Origin of the sequence: Pantoea sp. GL120224-02 (assembly GCF_900215395.1) — a bacterium.
Classification (GTDB): Bacteria; Pseudomonadota; Gammaproteobacteria; order Enterobacterales; family Enterobacteriaceae; genus Pantoea; species Pantoea communis.
Map to the genome: position 1 here is coordinate 633,584 of NZ_OBEC01000001.1, position 21,542 is coordinate 655,125.

General features: G+C 52.3%; 22 protein-coding genes, 2 tRNA genes and 1 pseudogene. 13 read left to right on the top strand and 12 right to left on the bottom strand.

Annotated elements, in window-relative coordinates; genetic code table 11:
• The first annotated feature begins 66 nt into the window (after positions 1-66).
• Positions 67-915, top strand: a complete 849-nt coding sequence (locus tag CRO33_RS02880) for an aldo/keto reductase (protein ID WP_097116973.1) — start codon at positions 67-69, stop codon at positions 913-915.
• 21 nt (positions 916-936) lie between these two features.
• Here the strand turns inward: CRO33_RS02880 and CRO33_RS02885 are convergent, their stop codons facing one another.
• Positions 937-1,812: a D-hexose-6-phosphate mutarotase gene (locus CRO33_RS02885; protein WP_097116974.1), complete on the bottom strand. Its 876-nt coding sequence runs from the start codon at positions 1,810-1,812 to the stop codon at positions 937-939.
• 73 nt (positions 1,813-1,885) lie between these two features.
• The gene (gene gapA, locus CRO33_RS02890; protein WP_097116975.1) at positions 1,886-2,884 is read right to left on the bottom strand and encodes a glyceraldehyde-3-phosphate dehydrogenase; all 999 of its coding nucleotides are present in this window, start codon (positions 2,882-2,884) and stop codon (positions 1,886-1,888) included.
• A gap of 338 nt (positions 2,885-3,222) precedes the next feature.
• On the opposite strand from gapA, the gene msrB reads away from it, so the two are divergent.
• Together msrB and CRO33_RS02900 are read left to right on the top strand one after the other, a co-directional pair.
• Positions 3,223-3,633 (top strand): peptide-methionine (R)-S-oxide reductase MsrB, encoded by a 411-nt coding sequence (msrB, locus tag CRO33_RS02895; protein ID WP_034828790.1) that lies wholly within the window; start codon positions 3,223-3,225, stop codon positions 3,631-3,633.
• Positions 3,634-3,635: 2 nt separating this feature from the next.
• Positions 3,636-3,917 carry a YeaC family protein gene (locus CRO33_RS02900; protein ID WP_097116976.1) on the top strand — a complete coding sequence of 94 codons (282 nt, stop codon included), beginning with the start codon at positions 3,636-3,638 and terminating at the stop codon, positions 3,915-3,917.
• Positions 3,918-3,952: 35 nt separating this feature from the next.
• Here CRO33_RS02900 and pncA read toward each other — a convergent pair whose 3' ends face one another.
• The 3 genes from pncA to sppA all read right to left on the bottom strand — a co-directional run bounded on the left by pncA (position 3,953) and on the right by sppA (position 7,536).
• Positions 3,953-4,561 (bottom strand): bifunctional nicotinamidase/pyrazinamidase, encoded by a 609-nt coding sequence (gene pncA / locus CRO33_RS02905; protein WP_097116977.1) that lies wholly within the window; start codon positions 4,559-4,561, stop codon positions 3,953-3,955.
• A 16-nt stretch (positions 4,562-4,577) separates the two neighbouring features.
• Complete coding sequence (ansA, locus tag CRO33_RS02910; RefSeq protein WP_034828797.1) at positions 4,578-5,591, bottom strand: asparaginase; 1,014 nt, start codon at positions 5,589-5,591, stop codon at positions 4,578-4,580.
• 85 nt (positions 5,592-5,676) lie between these two features.
• A complete protein-coding gene (gene sppA, locus CRO33_RS02915; protein ID WP_097116978.1) occupies positions 5,677-7,536 on the bottom strand; it encodes a signal peptide peptidase SppA in 1,860 nt (619 codons plus the stop codon).
• 169 nt (positions 7,537-7,705) lie between these two features.
• On the opposite strand from sppA, the gene CRO33_RS02920 reads away from it, so the two are divergent.
• Positions 7,706-8,257 (top strand): NAD(P)H nitroreductase, encoded by a 552-nt coding sequence (locus tag CRO33_RS02920; RefSeq protein ID WP_034828801.1) that lies wholly within the window; start codon positions 7,706-7,708, stop codon positions 8,255-8,257.
• A gap of 9 nt (positions 8,258-8,266) precedes the next feature.
• Here the strand turns inward: CRO33_RS02920 and CRO33_RS24930 are convergent.
• Positions 8,267-8,320 (bottom strand): annotated as a pseudogene (locus tag CRO33_RS24930) (hypothetical protein); the annotation flags it as partial.
• Between the two features lie 90 nt (positions 8,321-8,410).
• Here CRO33_RS24930 and selD point away from each other — a divergent pair.
• The 3 genes from selD to CRO33_RS02935 are packed head-to-tail and all read left to right on the top strand — an operon-like array spanning position 8,411 to position 11,695.
• Positions 8,411-9,454 carry a selenide, water dikinase SelD gene (gene selD, locus CRO33_RS02925; RefSeq protein WP_097116979.1) on the top strand — a complete coding sequence of 348 codons (1,044 nt, stop codon included), beginning with the start codon at positions 8,411-8,413 and terminating at the stop codon, positions 9,452-9,454.
• 22 nt (positions 9,455-9,476) lie between these two features.
• Positions 9,477-11,399, top strand: coding sequence for a DNA topoisomerase III (locus CRO33_RS02930; protein ID WP_097116980.1), 1,923 nt, complete (start codon positions 9,477-9,479; stop codon positions 11,397-11,399).
• A 41-nt stretch (positions 11,400-11,440) separates the two neighbouring features.
• On the top strand, positions 11,441-11,695 hold the full coding sequence (locus CRO33_RS02935) for a DUF1496 domain-containing protein (RefSeq protein ID WP_441339529.1): 255 nt from the start codon (positions 11,441-11,443) through the stop codon (positions 11,693-11,695).
• Between the two features lie 33 nt (positions 11,696-11,728).
• Here the strand turns inward: CRO33_RS02935 and xthA are convergent, their stop codons facing one another.
• From xthA to CRO33_RS02960, 5 genes are all read right to left on the bottom strand, one after another.
• Positions 11,729-12,541, bottom strand: a complete 813-nt coding sequence (xthA, locus tag CRO33_RS02940; protein WP_097116982.1) for an exodeoxyribonuclease III — start codon at positions 12,539-12,541, stop codon at positions 11,729-11,731.
• A 110-nt stretch (positions 12,542-12,651) separates the two neighbouring features.
• A tRNA-Tyr gene (locus tag CRO33_RS02945) sits at positions 12,652-12,736 on the bottom strand.
• A gap of 45 nt (positions 12,737-12,781) precedes the next feature.
• Positions 12,782-12,866 (bottom strand) — tRNA-Tyr (locus tag CRO33_RS02950).
• A gap of 143 nt (positions 12,867-13,009) precedes the next feature.
• Entirely contained in the window at positions 13,010-13,858 is an 849-nt protein-coding gene (gene purU, locus CRO33_RS02955) for a formyltetrahydrofolate deformylase (protein WP_034828882.1), read from the bottom strand.
• 57 nt (positions 13,859-13,915) lie between these two features.
• Positions 13,916-14,371 (bottom strand): YchJ family protein, encoded by a 456-nt coding sequence (locus CRO33_RS02960; protein ID WP_058959826.1) that lies wholly within the window; start codon positions 14,369-14,371, stop codon positions 13,916-13,918.
• Between the two features lie 96 nt (positions 14,372-14,467).
• On the opposite strand from CRO33_RS02960, the gene rssA reads away from it, so the two are divergent.
• The 5 genes from rssA to CRO33_RS02985 all read left to right on the top strand — a co-directional run bounded on the left by rssA (position 14,468) and on the right by CRO33_RS02985 (position 19,980).
• Entirely contained in the window at positions 14,468-15,373 is a 906-nt protein-coding gene (gene rssA, locus CRO33_RS02965; RefSeq protein WP_097116983.1) for a patatin-like phospholipase RssA, read from the top strand.
• 102 nt (positions 15,374-15,475) lie between these two features.
• A complete protein-coding gene (rssB, locus tag CRO33_RS02970) occupies positions 15,476-16,492 on the top strand; it encodes a two-component system response regulator RssB (RefSeq protein WP_034828815.1) in 1,017 nt (338 codons plus the stop codon).
• Between the two features lie 193 nt (positions 16,493-16,685).
• Positions 16,686-17,594, top strand: coding sequence for a UTP--glucose-1-phosphate uridylyltransferase GalU (gene galU, locus CRO33_RS02975; RefSeq protein WP_034828817.1), 909 nt, complete (start codon positions 16,686-16,688; stop codon positions 17,592-17,594).
• 23 nt (positions 17,595-17,617) lie between these two features.
• On the top strand, positions 17,618-18,958 hold the full coding sequence (locus tag CRO33_RS02980; RefSeq protein WP_034828819.1) for a UDP-glucose dehydrogenase family protein: 1,341 nt from the start codon (positions 17,618-17,620) through the stop codon (positions 18,956-18,958).
• A 14-nt stretch (positions 18,959-18,972) separates the two neighbouring features.
• A complete protein-coding gene (locus tag CRO33_RS02985; protein ID WP_097116984.1) occupies positions 18,973-19,980 on the top strand; it encodes an NAD-dependent epimerase in 1,008 nt (335 codons plus the stop codon).
• Positions 19,981-20,076: 96 nt separating this feature from the next.
• Here the strand turns inward: CRO33_RS02985 and hns are convergent, their stop codons facing one another.
• On the bottom strand, positions 20,077-20,484 hold the full coding sequence (hns, locus tag CRO33_RS02990) for a histone-like nucleoid-structuring protein H-NS (RefSeq protein WP_034828823.1): 408 nt from the start codon (positions 20,482-20,484) through the stop codon (positions 20,077-20,079).
• 417 nt (positions 20,485-20,901) lie between these two features.
• Here hns and tdk point away from each other — a divergent pair, with 417 nt between their 5' ends.
• Complete coding sequence (gene tdk / locus CRO33_RS02995; RefSeq protein WP_034828884.1) at positions 20,902-21,522, top strand: thymidine kinase; 621 nt, start codon at positions 20,902-20,904, stop codon at positions 21,520-21,522.
• Positions 21,523-21,542: the final 20 nt, after the last annotated feature.

Genomic DNA, 21,542 nt, shown 5'->3' on the forward strand with positions numbered 1-21,542 from the left:
TCGTAATGAGGCGTTTTTATTACTTGCACCAATAACGCGCCCCATCATGGCGCATCAGGAGGCGTAATGAAGACGATTCAATTCCGTGGAGAATCAACTTTACCCGCTATTGGGCAAGGAACCTGGTATATGGGGGAGAATGCAGCGCTGCGTCGTCAGGAAGTCTCGGCGTTACAGGCTGGATTGGATCTGGGGCTGAGACTGATTGATACCGCAGAAATGTACGCCGAAGGCGGGGCGGAAGAGGTGGTGGGCGAAGCGCTACGCGGACGCCGCCATCAGGCCTGGCTGGTGTCAAAAGTCTATCCGTGGAATGCCGGGGAAGTGGATGCGATAGAGGCCTGCGAGCGCAGCTTACAGCGCTTAGAGACCGATTATCTTGATCTTTATTTACTGCACTGGCGTGGCAATGTGCCACTGGAAGAGACCATTCGCGCCATGGAAACCTTACAGCAGCAGGGAAAAATTCGGCATTGGGGGGTATCCAATTTCGACACGGACGATCTGCATGAACTGTGGAGTGAGACGGGCGGTGAAAACTGCGCTACCAATCAGGTGCTGTATCACCTGGCATCACGAGGAATCGAATACGATTTGTTAGCGGCATGCCAGCAACGTGATATGCCGATCATGGCGTATTGCCCTCTGGCACAGGCGGGACGTTTACGTCAGTCACTGTTTGAAGATCCCCATTTGCACCAAATTGCACAACAGAAGAGCATCAGCGTGGCGCAATTACTGCTCGCGTGGGTGATTCGTCGGCCAGGCGTGATCGCCATTCCCAAGGCCAGCAGCCAACAACACGTGGCGGAAAATGCGGCTGCGTTAGACCTGCATTTGAGTGTTGAAGAGTTGGCGGTCATTGACCGGGCGTTTCCAGCACCGCAACATAAAACGGGCTTAGACGTGGTATAGCGGCGCATCTGCGCCGCAAACCTACTTATTGCGCACGCGCAGGGTGGTACCGAGGCGAGCAGGGGATTCACCGGCACTTTTCATCGGCTTGTTGATGCGAGCCGTTTCCACGCAGACCATAGTTTTGTAACCCTCATTAGGCATATCCGCCATGCTGCAGGACAATTCTGGGCCTGGATTCCATGTGACAACGTCACTTTGATAATGGTGATACACTTCAATCTGACGTTTTCCTGCGATGTCGTGAATCACACTGCAATCTTCGGCGGCGGTGTGAATCCGATCGACGCGGTCAGGGTAGGTTTGCTTGCCATCAGCCAAACTGCCTACCGTGTTAGCGTTCACCTTGTCGATAAAGCTATTTCCTAAGCCACTCACTTCCACCTGAGCAATATCGGCGATCTGAAAGTAGGTGTGCAAGGCTGCGGTGGCTTGGTAATCGCCCCAGGCTTCCAGCTCAATTTCACAATGTTCGGCGATACGAAAACGGGCCAGCAGGGTGAAATCATGCGGCCACAGCTTCTTCGTTTGCGCGTTGCTTTCCAGTGTGAACGTCAGCATTACGGCATCTTCGTTCTCATCGTGTGCAGTCAATGTCCAGGGTTGATTACGGGCGAAACCATGCGCCGGTTCACCTGCCGGACCAAACCAAGGCCAGCAAATCGGCACGCCTCCACGGATTGCTTTGCCTGCGGCAAACGGCGTCTTATCGCTCAACCAGATCACCGGTTGCTGGCCGCTGGGCTGCCATGAGAGCAGATGCGCGCCTTGCAGCGCGATCGCCGCACGAACTTTAGGATGGCTCACAACCACGATCGGCAAATCGCCCACCTGGCGCTGAGACAGGTAAGGGGTGATCTGATTCACCACTGGTAAACTATAAAGCGTATCTTGCATCGTCAGACCTTCTCTTCTTCCAAATGAAAAAAAGGGGCGACCGAAGTCACCCCTTGTCTGTTTCGCCAGTCGCTTACTTAGAAGCAACCAGTGCAATCAGATCCAGAACTTTGTGTGAGTAGCCAGTTTCGTTGTCGTACCATGAAACCAGTTTCACGAAGTTGTCGTTCAGTGCGATACCGGCTTTAGCATCGAATACTGAAGTCAGGGTTTCGCCATTGAAGTCAGTTGATACAACGTCGTCTTCGATGTAGCCCAGAACGCCTTTCATCTTGCCTTCAGATTCAGCTTTGATCACGGCACAGATTTCTTTGTAAGTGGCTGGTTTTTCCAGACGTACAGTCAGGTCAACAACAGACACGTTCGGGGTAGGAACGCGGAACGCCATACCGGTCAGTTTACCGTTCAGCTCTGGCAGAACCACGCCCACTGCTTTAGCAGCACCGGTAGAAGATGGGATGATGTTCTGAGCTGCGCCGCGGCCGCCGCGCCAGTCTTTGTGAGACGGGCCATCAACGGTTTTCTGCGTAGCGGTGGTGGCGTGAACAGTGGTCATCAGACCTTCAACGATACCGAAGTGGTCGTTGATCACTTTAGCCAGTGGTGCCAGGCAGTTAGTGGTGCAAGAGGCGTTAGAAACGATATCCTGGCCAGCATATTTTTCAAAGTTAGCGCCACGAACGAACATTGGGGTCGCATCTTTAGAAGGACCGGTCAGAACCACTTTCTTCGCACCAGCCTGAATATGTTTGCGGGCGGTTTCGTCGGTCAGGAAGATACCGGTTGCTTCTGCAACAACGTCAACACCTACTTCGTCCCATTTCAGGTTAGCCGGGTCTTTCTCAGCGGTAACACGGATTTTCTTACCGTTAACAATCAGCGCGCCGTCTTTCACTTCTATGGTGCCGTCGAAACGACCGTGCGTAGAGTCATACTTCAGCATGTAAGCCATGTAATCGGCGTCGAGCAGGTCGTTGATCGCGACGATTTCGATGTCAGAACGCTGCTGTGCAGCACGGAAAACGATGCGACCGATACGGCCAAAACCGTTGATACCTACTTTGATAGTCATATATTCCACCAGCTATTTGTTAGTGAATAAAAGGTTGGCTGTAAAATTACAAAAACCTTACCAGGCGTCAAGCGGAATCGTGTCAATTGTTGCGACAGGTCAATTCCAACGCCAGGAATAATTGGTTGCGCAATCGCTTACGCAGCACCCTTATTGCGCGCCTATGTTACGCCGAATACCGACCGAAAAGGGATGACTTTTGCAAAGGGTGATCGACGTCACAATTTTGCGCTGTGGCAGTCGTGGCGAACGGGTTCGCACGAAAAAAGACCATGATGATGTTGTTCGTTTGTTAGAATACTAGTCGATTTTTACAGAATGACACTCCGGAACTCAAAATGGCTAAAGACACCGCACCCGAGGCAAAAATCGCGCAGCTTTCTGAGATGCAGCGCTATGTCACACAGCATCGCGGCACGGAACCTCCTTTCAGTGGCGCGCTACTGCACAACAAGCAGGAGGGCATCTACCACTGTTTAGTGTGCAATTCACCGCTGTTCCTCTCCGACTCTAAATATGATTCAGGCTGCGGCTGGCCGAGCTTTTACCAGCCTTACAGCGACGAAGCGATTCGTTATCTGGAAGATGATTCCCACGGCATGCACCGCGTGGAAATTCGCTGTGGCAATTGCGATGCGCATCTCGGCCACGTGTTCCCCGATGGCCCGCAGCCTACCGGTGAGCGCTACTGCGTTAACTCTGCCTCATTGAGCTTTACCGATGAGCAGGGCAAGCAACAAGAGGGCTGAGCATGAAGCAAGAACTGGAAGCCATGCTGGCGGCGATGACGCCGGAAGTCTACGAGCGGCTCGCCACCGCAGTGGAAACCGGTAAATGGCCGGACGGTGTCGCGCTGACGCAAGAGCAGCGCGATAATTGCCTGCAGCTGGTGATGCTGTGGCAGGCGCATCACAACGACGACCCGCAGCATATGACCATTGGCAAAGGGGGGGAGATGGTGATGAAGTCGAAAAAGCAGCTTAAGGAAGAGTTCGGTATCGAGCCGGACATCACGCGCATTAACCTGCACTAGAACGCAGAAGGGCTGGTTTTCACCAGCCCTCATTTTCAGATTATTATCGCACCCTGAGCTTGCATCTGTTCGATGGCAATATCGCTATCATCAGGATTCAGGTTGACGCCGCGGCAACCCTCTTTCACCACTTCAACGTTGTAGCCCAGCTCCAGCGCATCCAGCACGCTATATTTGACGCAATAGTCGGTAGCGAGCCCCAGCATCACCAGGTCGCTGATGTCGCGTTCACGCAGCCAACTGTCTAGCTCCGTTTTGCGGCGATGGCCGTTATCGAAGAAAGCACTGTAGCTGTCCACATCCGCGTCGCCCCCCTTATGGAACACCGCATCAATCAGTGTGCGGTCCAGTTCTGGGTGGAAATCCGCCCCCACTGAGTTCTCGACTCCGTGATCGGGCCACCAAATCTGCGCCAGACCGTTCAATTCACCCAGGGTATACACTGGTTCGCCAGAGACGGAGGCGAAGCTGCCATGATCTGCCGGATGCCAGTCTTGCAATGCCACTACACATTCTCCCCGATCGCGGAACTCGCGTGCGTAGCGATTGGCAACGGCAACCGTTTGGTCGCCTTCGCGCACCGCCATTGGGCCGCCGGGGCAAAAATCGTTCTGAATATCGATGATTATCAATGCCCGCTTCATTACATCTCGCTCCGTATCAGTCGTCGGTCAGTTCGCCGCGTAAATTCTGTTGCATTCTGGCACGAATTTCCGGGTTGGTGAGGTTTTGGCTCAACAAAAAGTGCAGTTTTGTTAATGTAGCCTCAACGGTAAGGTCAAAACCGCTGATCACCCCCGCATGTTCCAGCGCATTACCGGTGGCATAGCCCCCCATATTCACTTTTCCGGACATGCATTGCGTCAGATTCACCACCACAATCCCACGTTCGCTCGCCTGCTGCAGTTCAGCCAGGAATTCTGCATTTTGCGGCGCGTTGCCGACACCATAAGAGCGCAGAATCAGTGCTTTCACCGGCTGGCGCAAGAAGTTACGCACCACATCGGCAGAGATCCCGGGGTAAATGGTAACCACGCCAATCGGTTGTGGGGTAATCGGATGCACAATCAACTCGCCACGGCCCTGTGGTGCCGGCGGCGTATTGAGTTTACGAATGTGAATACCGGCTTCCAGCAAAGGAGGGAGATTCGGTGAAGCGAAGGCGTTGAAGCCGTCGGCATGGGCTTTGGTGGTGCGATTGCCACGGAACAGCGTGTTGTTAAAGAACAACGCCACTTCATTGATCGGATAATTAGCGGCCACGTACAACGAATTGAGTAAATTCTGCTGACCATCTGAGCGCAATTCTGCCAGTGGAATCTGCGAGCCGGTTACGATTACCGGCTTCGCCAGGTTTTCCAGCATGAATGACAGCGCCGAGGCAGTGAATGCCATGGTGTCGGTGCCGTGCAGAATGACAAAACCATCATAGCTGTCGTAATTCTGTTTAATGTCATCAGCAATCGATTGCCAATCTAATGGCGTCATGTCTGACGAATCCATCAGAGGCTGATATTCGTGGATGGTGAAATTCGGCATCTCAGGCCGATGGAATTCTGGCATGTTGGCCAGTTGCTGCTGCAGGTGGCCGGAAACCGGAATGTAGCCGTGCGCGGAGCGCTGCATACCGATGGTACCGCCCGTGTAGGCTACATAGATATTTTTCTTTTGCATGGAAGAACTCAGACTTGCCGTAAAACGCGCAGTATAAGGGGATTAACAGCGAAAAGCAGCCCGACCAGCGGCCGGGCTGTAAAGATTAGCGTACGTTGCCGCAGTTCAGGCAAAAGGCGTAGCGATTTTGCGGATCATTAAGATTGTTCATCAGGCCAGGCTGATCTTTCACTGCACTCATGACGTCCAGCATCGGCGCGGGCAGCCACACCTTCAGTGCTGCTGGCAGCATCGCTTGTGCAGAGGCATTCATCTGATTTAGCAGCAGGTCAATCATGCTGGGGTCGTCCTGATACCAGCTAAGCTGCGGCTTGGCGACTTTTGCCAACTCAGCCGCTTTCGCCACGGCATCGTCAAAATCACCCAACGCATCCACCAGGCCATTGGCTTTAGCATCACTGCCGGTCCAGACATGGCCCTGAGCGATATCATTGATCTGTTCTGGCGTTTTATGACGCGACTTCGCGACCAGTCCGACAAAGTTACGATAGCCGTTTTCGATGGTCAGTTGCATCAATTGCTGCACTTCCGTCGGCAGGGCTTTGGTGGTGGCAACGTCAGCCAGCGGAGAAGTGGCCACGCCGTCCGTGTGCACACCAATACTGTTCAGGCTATTTTCAACCGTGTTAATCACGCCGAAAATACCGATTGAACCGGTCAAGGTGCTGGGTGCGGCCACAATGTAGTCTGCTGGCGTCGAGATCCAGTAGCCGCCTGAAGCCGCCATGCCGCCCATTGAGACCACCACTGGCTTGCCGGCATCATGGGCTGCGGCTAACTCTTCACGAATCGCTTCCGATGCCGACACGCTGCCACCTGGGCTGTTGACGCGCAGTACAATCGCTTTGATTTTCGGATCGAGACGCGCATCGCGAATCTGCGAAGCGGTGGTATCGCCACCCACGTTTCCGGCGGTTTCCTCACCGTCCATAATCGCACCGCTGGCGAAGATCACCGCAATATTGCCATCCTGATCCTGCTGAGGCTGCTTTACGGTGTAATCGTAAATGCTGACGTTGCGATAATCGTTATTGGCTTTATCCCAGCCAAAGGTTTTCACCAGTTCCTGATCAGCAGCCGCACGGCTGTCCAGCACATCAACCAATTTACTGTCCAGCGCATATTTTGCGGTATCGCCGTCAACAGCCTGCAATCCGCTGATGACGCCGGCTGCTCCCGGGAACAGTTGATTCGGGGTAATCTGGCGATTTGCGGAAACGGTGTTCAGGTAGTTCTGCCACAGCTGGCCGATCCAGCGACTATCCGCATCACGTGCTTCCGGAGACATATCGTCACGCAGGAAAGGCTCGACGGCAGATTTGTAGGTGCCCACACGGAACACATGAGAATTGACTTTGAGCTTCTCTAACAGGGATTTGTAATACAACCCATTGGTAGCAAAGCCATGCAGATCAACGGTGCCCTGCGGTGACAGATAAATTTTGGTGGCATAACTGGCGATGTAGTATTGCGCCTGGCTATAGCTATCACCAATGGCGTATATCGGTTTGCCCGCATCACGGAACTCACGCAGCGATTTGCCCAGATATTGTAATGAGGGTTGATCGCCGCCAGCAAAATCACGCAAATCAAGCACGATCCCGGTGATGTTTTTGTCAGTTTTCGCCTGACGAACCGCATCCACCACGTTGAACAATGAATTCTCTTGCAGGCGATCGCTGCTCGCGCCCAGCAACTCACGGCTGATGCGACTCAGGCGATTACTGACGGAAGGTTTATCCACTAATACACCGCTTAAATCCACCTTGAGTGCACCCTGTTGCACCGGTTCGCTGCTGTTGGCGCTGGAAAGCTGTAACCAGATACCGACACCGGCGAGGATTAAGACGATGAGGAATAAATTAAGAATGAATTCCCGAATAAAATTCAACACCCGCCAGCTCCAGCGGAACAGGCCAGCAATAATTCGCCACAATGTGCGCATAAACTCTCCATATTCACGTAACAGGGCAGTCGCCACGCGGTCTGCCCCGATGTCGGGTTCATCCTAAAGAGCAGCGTGCGAAATGTCAGCAGGAAATCGCGCCAGACTGTTACAAAAGATCTTGCTGTGCCAGGATTAGCCCACGCTTTTTATTCACGGGAGAATAATGATGGATGCACTGGATTTATTAATTAACCGCCGCTCGGCTTCGCGTCTGGCAGAACCGGCACCAGCGGGCGAAGTCTTGCAGAACATTTTGCACGCAGGCTTACGTGCACCGGATCATGGTACGTTGCAGCCGTGGCGCTTTATCATTGTAGAGAATGAAGGGCGTGAGCGTTTTGGTAAATTGCTTGAACAAGCGGCGCGTGACAGCAACCTCGATGAAAAGGCGATTGAAAAATCCGCCACCGCACCGTTTCGAGCGCCGATGATTATCACTGTTGTGGCGCACTGTGAAGAGCATGCCAAAGTCCCGCATTGGGAACAGTTGGTTTCAGCAGGTTGTGCCGTGATGGCGATGCAAATGGCCGCGGTGGCGCAGGGCTTTAACGGTATCTGGCGCAGCGGTCCATGGACCGACCATCCTTCAGTGCGCGAAGCCTTTGGTTGCCGCGAGCAGGATGCGATTGTCGGATTCCTGTATCTCGGTACACCGCAACTCAAAGCGAATACCACGGTGGTTGCACCGGACACCGCGCAATTTGTCAGTTATTTCTGACAGACATCGGCGGGTTTCTTCGGCAGGGTGAGGCGTGTTGCAAAGATTGCACACCGCGTGTGCGAAAGATCGAGCTTAAACCGCGCAACACTTACCACCGGTTGACAGCCAGGCTAACATACAGCCTTCTGTTCAGCGCATAAGGAACCCGCCATGAGTGAACCTCTTCGTCTGACTCAATACAGCCATGGAGCTGGCTGCGGCTGCAAAATTTCGCCGCAGGTACTGGAAACCATTCTTCATAGTGAGCTGACCCCTTTTCATGACCCCCAGTTGCTGGTGGGCAACGAAACACGTGACGATGCTGCCGTATACGATCTTGGCAACGGCACAGCGGTAGTCAGCACCACCGACTTCTTCATGCCGATTGTTGATGATCCCCATACCTTTGGCCGTATCGCCGCCACCAACGCTATCAGTGATATTTATGCCATGGGCGGCAAACCGATTATGGCGATTGCCATCCTGGGTTGGCCGGTCAACGTGCTGAGCCCGGAAGTGGCTCAGCAGGTCATTGAAGGCGGTCGTGCGGCCTGTCAGGCTGCTGGTATTGCGCTGGCGGGTGGGCATTCGATCGATGCGCCGGAGCCGATTTTTGGCCTGGCCGTCACGGGAATTGTTGATGTGGCGCGGGTGAAAAAGAACAGCGCCGCGCAGGTAGGAAGCCAGCTGTTTCTCACCAAGCCGCTGGGAATTGGCATCCTGACCACCGCCGAGAAAAAAGGCCTTCTGCTGCCAGAACACCAGTCATTAGCGGCGGAGGTGATGTGTCAGTTGAATAAAGCCGGTGCCGAGTTCGCCAAACTGGATGGCGTCAGCGCCATGACCGATGTCACCGGTTTTGGCTTGCTGGGACATCTGAGTGAGATTTGCCAGGGATCAGGTTTGCGTGCGGAAATCCACGCCAAACAGGTTCCGCGCTTACCGGGTGTCGATGAGTATATCGCCAAAGGTGCCGTGCCCGGAGGCACTCAGCGCAATTTTGCCAGCTATGGCGCCCTGATTTCCGCAATGGACGATGCAACACGCGCGTTACTGTGCGATCCGCAAACCTCGGGTGGTTTACTGGTGGCGGTGCAACCCAGCGAGGTCGAAGCCTTCCAGCGCTGCGCAATATTGGCCGGCGTGCAGGCGACGGCGGTGGGTGAACTCTTCGCTGCCGATCCTTCCTGTCCATTAATTACCGTCGTGAATTGACGTAGAAGGAACGACGCCAGACATGCGTTTGTTTATTGCTGAAAAACCCAGCCTGGCGCGTGCCATTGCTGATGTACTGCCGAAGCCGCATCGCCGCGGTGACGGTTTTATTGCCTGTGGCAACGATCAGATGGTCACCTGGTGTGTCGGACATTTGCTGGAACAGGCGCAGCCGGACAGCTATGACAGCCGCTATGCGCGCTGGAATCTTGCCGACCTGCCGATCATTCCGGAAAAGTGGCGTTTACAGCCACGTCCGTCGGTGGCTAAGCAACTCAAAGTGATTGAGGGTTTGCTGCAACAGGCGAGTGAAGTGGTGCACGCCGGTGACCCGGATCGAGAAGGTCAGCTGTTGGTGGATGAAGTGCTGGACTACCTGCAACTCGCGCCGGAAAAGCGGCAGAAAGTGCAGCGCTGTCTCATTAACGATCTCAACCCCTCCGCCGTGGAGCGAGCAGTCAGCCGTTTACGTGAGAATCGCGAGTTTATCCCGCTATGCGTCTCCGCATTGGCCCGCGCCCGTGCAGATTGGCTCTACGGCATCAATATGACCCGTGCCTGGACGCTGTTAGGCCGCAATGCCGGTTATGATGGTGTGCTGTCGGTCGGACGCGTACAAACGCCGGTGCTCGGTCTGGTGGTGCGTCGCGATGAAGAGATCGAAAACTTCATTCCTAAAGATTACTTCGAAGTGAAAGCGCATATCGTGACGCCGAAAGATGAGCGTTTTGTTGCCAGCTGGATACCCAGCGACGCCTGCGAACCCTGGCAGGATGAGGAAGGTCGCCTGTTACACCGTTCGCTGGCCGATCATGTCTTAGAGCGCATCAACGGTAAGCCGGCGATAGTGACAGGCTATAACGACAAACGGGAATCTGATACCGCACCATTGCCGTTTTCGCTCTCCAGCCTGCAGATCGAGGCGGCAAAGCGTTTCGGTCTGAGTGCGCAAAACGTACTGGACTGCTGCCAGCGTCTGTATGAAACCCATAAGTTGATTACCTATCCGCGTTCAGACAGCCGTTATTTGCCGGATGAACATTTTGCCGGACGGCATGCGGTGCTGAATGCGATACAGGCGCACCAACCCAATCTGACACCGCCTACGGATTTTAACCCTGATCAGAAGAACCGCTGCTGGGATGATAAAAAGGTGGATGCGCACCACGCGATCATCCCTACCGCCCGCGCCAGTAAAGTGAACCTCACGGAGAATGAAGCCAATATTTACGGCCTGGTGGCACGTCAGTATCTGATGCAATTTTGCCCAGACGCGGTGTTTCGCAAATGTGTTATCGATCTCGAGATTGGCGGGGGTAAGTTTGTTGCCAAAGCGCGTTTTCTGGCAGAAGCGGGCTGGCGTGCCTTACTCGGCAGTAAAGAACGCGATGAAGAGAACGATGGCACGCCTTTACCGGTGGTGGCAAAGGGCGATGAGCTGCTGTGTGAGCGCGGTGAGGTGCATGCCAAGCAGACGCAGCCGCCGCGCCCGTTTACCGATGCCACCCTGTTATCCGCCATGACCGGCATCGCGCGCTTTGTTCAGGATAAAGAACTAAAGAAAGTGCTGCGTGCGACCGATGGTTTAGGGACGGAAGCGACGCGAGCCGGCATTATTGAATTATTGTTCCGCCGGACATTCCTCGTGAAGAAAGGCCGCTATATTCATTCTACGGACGCGGGCAGGGCGCTGATCCATGCGTTACCAGAAATGGCGGCCCGACCAGATATGACGGCTCAATGGGAATCGACATTAACACGCATCAGTGAAAAGGCCTGCCGCTACGATGAGTTTATGCAGCCGCTGGTTGCCACGCTGATCGGGTTAATTGGCGAAGCGCGTCAGCGACCCTCGTTGCAATCATTTAGAGGCATTGCCGCACCGGCCGCTAAACGTAAAGCAAAACCGAAATCGACCCGGCGTAAAACCAAGGAGACAGAGTGATGCGTTATATCCTATTAGCGCTTAGCGGGCTGCTGTTGTGCATGAATTCGGCGCTGGCGAACCGCCAGCCGGAAAACAGTCGCACGGGCAATACGGATGTGGTGGTGGATATGCCACCGGAAGTCTGGACACAGGGACAGAATAATCAGCAGAGCAACTGTCTGCAGTGCTGCACTTATGAGAATCGCAGTTACTCTGAAGGGGCAGTAGTGCAAGCGGAAGGCGTGCTGCTGCAGTGTGGGCGTGATGAGAAAGTGATGGGCACTAACCCGCTTATCTGGAAAATCATCAAGTAAAGGTGCGTGGCGTTCTCACGCCACGCAGTTTACTTATTTTTCCAGATTGAACGTCGACCAGACAGGTGCATGATCCGATGGTTTTTCCATACTGCGGATCTCGTAATCAATGCCACTTTCAATGCAACGCGCTGCCAGCGGTTGACTGGCCAGCAACAGGTCGATACGCAGACCACGGTTATCATCAAAACCTTTTGAACGGTAGTCGAACCAGGAGAAACGGTCAGCCGTTTCCGGGTATTTCGCGCGCCAGGTATCGACCAGCCCCCAATGCAACAGGCGATCCATCCACTCACGCTCTTCTGGCAGGAATGAGCATTTACCGGTGCGCAGCCAGCGCTTGCGGTTATCTTCGCCAATGCCGATATCAAGATCGGTACTGCTGATATTCATGTCACCCATGATCAGCACCGGCTTATCAATCGCCAACTGCTGTTCCAGATAATCCTGTAAATCACGGTAGAACTTCTCTTTCGCCGGGAATTTAGTTGGATGGTCACGGCTTTCACCCTGCGGGAAGTAACCGTTAATCACGGTGATGTCGCCAATCGGGCTGGGGATTTCCGCCATGATTAGGCGGCGTTGTGAATCTTCATCATCACCGGGAAAACCACGACGTACCGAAACAGGCTGCGCTTTGGTCAGCAGCGCGACGCCGTAGTGGCCTTTTTGACCATGATAAAACACGTTGTAACCCAACTTGCTGACGTCTTCGAGCGGGAACATGTCATCGTGAACTTTGGTTTCCTGCAGGCCGATGACGTCTGGCTGATGCTGTTCGACGAGGGCTTCAAGTTGATGAGGGCGTGCGCGCAAGCCATTGATGTTGAAAGAGATGAATTTCATTTCGCTGCCATTCTTATCCGCAAAAGTATGCCGGGATGGTAACGAGTTTTCGTTAGAATGTCATGGATTGAATCGGGAAGAAATAACGATGTAATCAATAGGAAAAGCGATGGTGGCGGGAGAAGGATTCGAACCTTCGAAGTCGATGACGGCAGATTTACAGTCTGCTCCCTTTGGCCGCTCGGGAATCCCGCCAGGGATATAAAGCTCTTGAAGATTCAGGCGAGGAGATTATTCAGATGGTGGCGGGAGAAGGATTCGAACCTTCGAAGTCGATGACGGCAGATTTACAGTCTGCTCCCTTTGGCCGCTCGGGAATCCCGCCACTGGCCTGAATAATGTGCCTGAAAGCGGGGCGCATGATACCAAATGCGTTCTGACTGTAAAGCGCTGAAAACAAAAATATGAATCGTTTGCCCACTTTTCATCCGTGGCGCTGAAGAGTTGCACAATTCAGCGCCAGGACGCTTACAGAATGATGGTGCGGTTACCGTAAACGAACACGCGCTGACCCAGCACTTTATACAGCGCGCGGCTCAGGACATTCTTCTCGACATCACGACCGGCACGCATCATCTCTTCTGCGGTGTAGCTGTGATCGACGTTGATCACGTCCTGCATGATGATCGGACCTTCATCGAGGTTATCATTCACGTAGTGCGCGGTAGCACCGATAATTTTCACACCACGCTCGTAAGCCTGATGGTAAGGACGCGCGCCGATAAAGGCAGGCAGGAACGAGTGGTGAATATTGATGATCTGATTCGGGTAACGCTGCACAAAAGCAGGCGTCAGCACGCGCATATATTTGGCCAGCACCACGTAATCCGGCTGGTAGCGATCAATTTCATCGCCCATGCGGTTGTCATGCTCTTCACGCGTCAGGCCTTCGTGGCTGACCAGAACAAACGGAATATCGAAACGTTCAACCAGCGAGCGCAGCGTTTCATGGTTACCAATGACGGCGGCAATCTCCATATCGAGACCACCAAACGCGCATTTCATCAGCAGATCGCCCAGGCAATGCGCCTCTTTGGTCACCAGAATCACCACACGACGACGGCCAGCGCTCTGCAGTTCCCGCACCGAACCTACCGGTAACGCGCTGTCGAGATCCGCCAGCAGGGTATTGTCGTTGAAAATCCCTTCCAGCTCTGTGCGCATGAAAAAGCGCCCGGTACGGTGATCGACAAACTCATTGTTTTGCACAATGTTGAGTTCATGCTTGTAGCAAATGTTGGTGATCTTGGCGATCAGACCTTTCGCATCAGGGCAAATGGTCCGTAAAACTTTTCGTTGCGTGTTTTGCGCTTGCATCTCGATCAGAGTCCTGTCAAAGCGATGAATGGTAAAGCCGTTGTGCATCTGTCCAGATTAACCACAACATTTTTTGTATTTTTTATCGGAGCCACAAGGACAGCGATCGTTGCGCCCCAGCTCGGGCACCGTTCCGTCGATATAGTACCAGCGTTGATCCTCACAGAGAAAGCGTGAACATTCATAGATGGCCGAAGTGCGCTCTTTTTCGCGGTAACGCGCAAAAAAGGTCACAAAGGCTTCATTCTCGTGGCTTCCATGATTACAACGGGTTACATTCAAGCCCAGCCACTCAGTGCCGGAAAAACTTTCAGATAATAACGTCTCAAGGTCGGCCACACGCTTACTGGAGTGCCAGGTCGCAGCCAGATAACCCGCGTTCTTTTCAACATAAGCGGTGTAGCGTGAACGCATTAATTGTTCAGCGCTGGCTGGGAATGCCTGACCGCTCAGAAAGGGCTGGCAACATAAGCTATACTGCTTTCCGCTGCAGCAGGGGCACTTTTCAGACACGTCATCTCCTGTGAGTGATTAAAGTTAATTAAAGTGTGCGCTATGGTAGCCGACTGCTGAGCGGGATGCTACGTACCAGACTAATCACGAGGTGCGATGAGAAAGGTGAGGATCGGGCTGGCCCTGGGTTCAGGTGCCGCCAAAGGTTGGGCGCACATTGGTGTGATTAATGCGCTGGAACGTGCCGGCATTGAAATAGATGTGGTTGCAGGCTGCTCTGTCGGCGCGCTGGTGGGATCGGCGTACGTCAATAATCGGCTGGGAGTAATGGAAAAGTGGGTCAGCGCATTCCGCTACTGGGATGTAATCCGTCTGATGGATCTGTCGTGGCAGCGTGGTGGTTTGCTGCGCGGTGACCGCGTGTTCAGCCACATCCGTCAGTTGATCCCCAATGAATTGATTGAGGGGTGCAATAAACCCTTTGGCGTGGTGGCCTCGAATTTAAGTACCGGCCGTGAGTTGTGGTTAACCGAAGGCGATTTGCATCAGGCAGTACGTGCGTCCTGTAGTATGCCAGGCTTATTACCACCTGTTGGCTACAATGGTTACTGGCTGGTGGATGGTGCCGTGGTCAATCCGGTGCCGATATCTCTGACACGAGCCCTTGGCGCCGACATTGTCATCGCGGTGGATTTACAGCATGACGCGCATTTAATGCAGCAGGATTTATTATCGGTGACACCTCAGAGCGGCGAAGAAGAGGCTGCGGCTGAGGCATTAAGCTGGGGCAAAAAATTGCGCCAGCGCATACTGGGTCTGACGCACCGCCGGGCCAATCAAACGCCGGGCGCCATGGAGATCATGTCCACATCCATCCAGATTCTGGAAAACCGCCTTAAACGTAATCGTATGGCGGGCGATCCACCGGATGTGCTGATTCAACCGTTTTGTCCGCAGATATCCACACTGGATTTTCATCGTGCAGAAGAAGCCATTGCGGCAGGTAAAGCCGCCGTCGAGAAAAAAATGGATGAACTATTACCGCTGGTCCGAGGCAGATAATCAGGTTGTTCATTCTCAGGCAGTGCGACTTCAGTCAATTCTGAAAGGCGCAACTGCGTTTTATGAACCACTATTGAAATATCTGGTACGCAGGGGGAGAGAATGGAAAAACCACTAATCGGCAAAAAGATACTCATTGTCGAAGATGAGGTCGTTTTCCGTTCGATGTTAGACACTATGTTGGTGGGGCTGGGAGCCAGCACGCTGGAAGCGGGAGATGGCCTCGATGGCTTAACCTTGCTGTCGGCTCAAGCCGTGGATCTGGTGATTTGCGATCTGGAGATGCCGCGCATGGGGGGGCTTCAGTTCGTCGAACGTATCCGCAGCCGCGGTAATAGCGTGCCAATCTTGATCATCTCCGCCACGCAGAACATGGCTGATATTGCGCATGTCCTGCGCCTTGGGGTTCAGGATGTTCTGCTTAAGCCGCTCAGAAACCTCGAACGTTTTCGTGAAGCTGTTTATGAGTGCCTTTATCCTTCGATGTTCACTTCCAAAGTTGAGGAAGATGAACAGCTGTTTCAGGATTGGGATGCACTGGTTCGCGATCCTTTAGCTGCGTCTAAGTTACTGAAGCAGTTGCAACCTCCGGTTCAACAAACCATCGCCAATTGCCGCATTAACTATCGCCAACTGACCATGGCCGAACAGCCAGGGCTGGTGCTGGATATTGCCGCGTTGTCCGACAAGGATCTGGCCTTTTACTGTCTTGATGTGACCCGAGCAGGCGATAATGGCGTGTTGGCCGCCTTACTGTTGCGCGCGCTGTTTAATGGTCTTTTACAGGAACAACTTTCCGGACAGAAGCAGCGCTTGCCGGAGTTAAACGGCCTGCTGCGCCAGGTCAATATGCTGTTACGCCAGGCCAATCTCAGTGGCCAGTTCCCCTTGCTGGTGGGGTACTACCACCGTCAGTTGAAAAACCTGATTCTGGTCTCCGCTGGCCTCAACGCCACATTGCACATTAACACCCATCAGATTCAACTCAGTAATGGCGTGCCGCTTGGTACTATGGGCAGTACGCACCTCAATCAGATCAGTCAACGCGCTGATGCCTGGCAGTGCCATGTGTGGGGCGCGGGTGGCAGGCTACGGCTGATGTTATCGGCTGAAGAATAAGCGATTGGATTTATATTTTTTGCGGGCTGGAGACAGGGCCAGGGGTAAGCTTTACACTTGGGTAATAGTCTTAAATTCCGCGGATTAGCTCCATCCAGGATAAATCCGTCTGATAGTAACTGATATACTCATTTCGTTTTTAAACCGACATATCAAGTATTAACTTGAACGGCCTATTAAGAGAGGTATTTAGATGTCTGCCTATAAGTCTAAAGTAAAAAAAGCGGTAATCCCGGTTGCAGGTCTGGGTACGCGTATGCTGCCTGCTACTAAAGCTATTCCAAAAGAGATGTTACCGCTGGTCGATAAGCCGCTGATCCAATATGTCGTGAATGAGTGTATTGCTGCGGGCATTAACGAAATCGTGTTGGTTACGCACTCTTCTAAAAACGCCATCGAAAACCATTTTGATACCAGTTTTGAGCTGGAATCCATGCTGGAAAAACGCGTTAAGCGTCAGTTGTTGGATGAAATCCAGTCTATCTGTCCTCCACACGTGACCATCATGCAGGTGCGTCAGGGTATTGCGAAAGGCCTTGGCCACGCAGTGATGTGTGCACATCCGCTGGTCGGTGATGAGCCGGTTGCCGTGATTCTGCCAGATGTGATCATTGATGAGTACGAATCTGACCCAACAAAAGACAACCTGGCAGAAATGCTGGCGCGTTACGAAGAAAGCGGCCGCAGCCAGATCATGGTAGAGCCGGTTGCTGATGTGACCGCTTACGGTGTCGTTGACTGCAAAGGTGCTGACCTGGCGCCAGGCCAGAGCGCGCCAATGGTGGGTGTGGTTGAAAAGCCTAAAGCTTCTGAAGCGCCTTCTAACCTCGCAGTTGTGGGTCGTTACGTGCTGTCTGCTGATATCTGGCCACTGCTGGCGAAAACCCCTCCAGGTGCTGGCGGCGAAGTTCAGCTGACTGACTCCATCGCCATGCTGATGGAAAAAGAGACCGTTGAAGCCTATCACCTGACCGGTGTAAGCCATGACTGCGGTAACAAACTGGGTTATATGCAGGCTTTCGTTGAGTATGGCGTTCGTCATCCAGTACTGGGTAAAGACTTTACTCAATGGCTGGAAGGCGCTGTAGGCAACAAAAAGTAATTCATTAAACACAGGATAATTCAATGAAAGTCACTGTATTTGGTATCGGCTATGTCGGTCTGGTTCAGGCTGCGGTGTTAGCCGAAGTCGGACATGACGTTCTCTGTATTGATGTCGATGAAAAGAAAGTCGAAAACCTGAAAAAAGGCCATATTCCGATTTTCGAACCGGGTTTGACGCCGCTGGTGATGTCTAACTATGAAGCGGGTCGCCTGAAGTTCAGCACCAATGCAGAAGAGGGTGTTAACCACGGTGTCATGCAATTTATTGCTGTGGGTACGCCGCCGGATGAAGACGGTTCTGCCGATCTGAAATATGTGACTGCGGTTGCGCGGACAATTGCAGCGCACATGAACGATCATAAAGTGGTGATCGATAAATCTACCGTCCCTGTCGGAACGGCTGATCGTGTGCGTGCAGTAATGGCCGAGACGCTGCAAAAACGTGATGTGAACATCCCGTTTGATGTGGTTTCTAACCCTGAATTCCTCAAGGAAGGGGCTGCAGTAAACGACTGCATGCGTCCTGAGCGCATCGTGGTGGGCACTGATAACGACGACGTGGTTGAGTTGTTGCGTGAGCTTTATGAGCCATTCAACCGCAATCACGATCGCATGATTCTGATGGATATCCGCAGTGCAGAGCTGACCAAGTACGCAGCGAACTGCATGCTGGCGACCAAAATCAGCTTCATGAACGAAATCTCTAACCTGGCAGAACGTCTGGGAGCCGACGTTGAGAAAGTCCGTCAGGGGATTGGTTCAGATTCTCGCATTGGTTATCACTTCATCTACCCTGGCTGTGGCTACGGTGGTTCGTGCTTCCCGAAAGACGTGCAGGCGCTGATTCGTACTGCTGAGTCGATTGGTTACACACCGCGTCTGTTGCAGGCGGTAGAAGATGTGAATGATTCACAGAAGAACAAATTGCCGAGCTTCATCAAGCGTCATTTTGGCGACGATCTGCGTGGCAAAACCTTTGCTCTCTGGGGCCTTGCGTTCAAACCTAACACCGACGATATGCGTGAAGCCTCCAGCCGTGTGCTGATGGAAACGCTATGGGAAGCGGGTGCGACCATTCAGGCATTTGACCCGGAAGCAATGGAAGAAGCGCAGCGTATTTATGGCCACCGCGACGACCTGAAGCTGACCGGTACCAAAGAAGCGGCGTTGCAAGGTGCTGATGGCCTGGTGATTTGTACTGAATGGCAGAACTTCCGTGCGCCAGATTTCGACGTTATCAAAACCGCGTTAAAACAACCCGTGATTTTTGATGGTCGTAACCTGTATGATCCGGAGCGTATCAGCAAACGCGGCTTTACGTATTACGCTATCGGCCGCGGAGCATCAATTCAAATTGTGTAATAAATGAGGGATGTATGAAGTTTTTGGTTACCGGTGCGGCAGGTTTTATTGGATTTCACGTGAGTCAGCGTTTGCTGGCCGCCGGTCACCAGGTCGTCGGTATCGATAACCTGAATGACTATTACGATGTCAGCCTGAAACAAGCGCGCTTAGACCAGATCCTCCAGCATCCCGAGTTTATTTTCCTGAAAATGGACCTGGCAGATCGCCAGGCCATTTCTTCTTTATTCGCAGAGCATGCATTTGATCGCGTGATCCATCTGGGTGCGCAAGCGGGCGTTCGTTATTCAATTGATAACCCACACGCTTACGCCGATGCCAATCTCATTGGCCACCTCAATATTCTCGAAGGGTGCCGCCATCATAAAGTTGGCCACCTGCTGTATGCGTCATCCAGCTCAGTATATGGGCTTAACCGCAAAATGCCTTTCTCAACGGATGACTCTGTTGATCATCCTATTTCTCTGTATGCGGCCACCAAAAAAGCCAACGAATTGATGTCGCATACTTATTCCCATTTGTACCAGTTGCCCACCACCGGTCTGCGCTTCTTTACTGTTTACGGTCCGTGGGGACGTCCGGATATGGCGTTATTCAAATTCACCCGCGCAATGCTGGCCGGTGAGCAAATTGACGTCTATAACCGTGGGCAAATGACCCGAGATTTTACTTACATTGATGATATTGCTGAAGCTATCGTGCGTATGCAGGATGTGATTCCGCAGGTTGATGAAAACTGGACCGTGGAAGCGGGATCGCCGGCCACCAGTTCTGCGCCATACCGGGTTTACAATATCGGCAACAGCCAGCCGACCAGCCTGATGACCTATATCGAGTCACTGGAAAAAGCGTTGGGCATTGAAGCGAAGAAAAATATGCTGCCGATGCAGCCGGGAGATGTGCTCAATACCAGTGCGGATACTCAGCCATTATATGATGCGATTCAGTTCCGTCCGCAAACCAGGGTTGAGCAGGGCGTGCAGAACTTTGTTGATTGGTATCGTCGCTTTTATCAGCAATAAAGACGCATTAAAAAAGGAAGCCAGCGGCTTCCTTTTTCTTACCCGGTGTAAAGTGAACTCACGTTAGCGCTATTCACAATTCGAAGCACTGGAAAATTACAGCAGGAAATCGTCCAGTTGTTTACCTTGTTCTTCAATCGCTTTTTTAATCACGGCTGGTGTACGACCCTGACCAGTCCAGGTACGGTTTTCACCATTTTCATCAACGTAAGAATACTTGGCAGGACGTGCAGCACGCTTGGTTTTTCCCGGTGCTTTGGTCTCAGAAAGTGCCTGTAACAATTCGTTTGGATCGATACCATCTGCAATCAGCATCTCACGGTATTGTTCAAGTTTGCGGTTACGTTCAGCATTTTCAGCCTGCGCGTGAGTTTCTTCTTCACGACGCTCATTGACGACAACCTCGAGTTTTTCCAGCATCTCTTCCAGTGTTTCCAGAGTGCATTCCCGAGCTTGCGCGCGCAATGTACGGATATTATTAAGAATTTTAAGTGCTTCGCTCATTGTCCTAATCTCAAAATATAATAAATGGGAGTTGTTCTGCCGACTCATAATAGTGGGGCTAAAAAATAACTGCAATAGTCAGATTAAAAAGTAAAACGTTAAGTAAAAACCAGAAATCACATTGTATTACGGTTTACAAATATATTTACCGTTAGCGCTTAGATCTGAAGCCTTGATTATCCGCGTTTGCCACCGTGACGTTGTGCTAATCCTTACACTTTGGCAGTAATAATGCTGAATAAATTCTCAGCATAGATTGTCCTTTGCCAAAAAGTGCTGTTTTAACATCGATGATGAATCACGTACCTGCCATTGTCGTTAATTTGAGCAAATGATAAAAATAATGCATCGCTACAGGTTTACTTGTTTATGGTAGACTGCGCGCCATCAGATTTGTGCTGCGATGAGATTCTGCATATGGCCCAACTTTATTTTTATTACTCCGCGATGAACGCAGGTAAATCCACTGCTTTGCTTCAGTCCTCCTATAATTATCAGGAGCGCGGCATGCGCACTCTGGTGTATACCGCCGAGATTGATGACCGCTTTGGTGCGGGCAAGGTAAGCTCGCGGATTGGTCTTTCGTCTCCTGCATTTTTATATAACGCTGCGACACAATTAAATCAGGAAATAGCCAGGGAGCATGCGAAGCAACCGGTTCATTGTGTGCTGGTGGATGAGAGTCAGTTCCTGACACGTGAGCAAGTCAGGGCGTTATCGGATGTGGTCGACAATATGGATATTCCCGTATTGTGTTATGGATTACGCACTGATTTTCGCGGCGAGCTCTTTACCGGCAGTCAATATTTACTGGCATGGGCAGATAAACTGGTTGAGCTTAAAACCATCTGCCATTGCGGTCGTAAAGCCAGCATGGTATTGCGCCTTGATGCCAACGGTAAACCGTTCAGCGAAGGAGAGCAGGTGGTGATTGGCGGCAATGAGCGATATATTTCTGTCTGCCGTAAACACTATAAACAGGCGATTGATGAAGGATCGTTAAAAGCTATCTATGGTGCGCAATCTCCGCACGCTTGATTATTTAGCGATAAAAAAAC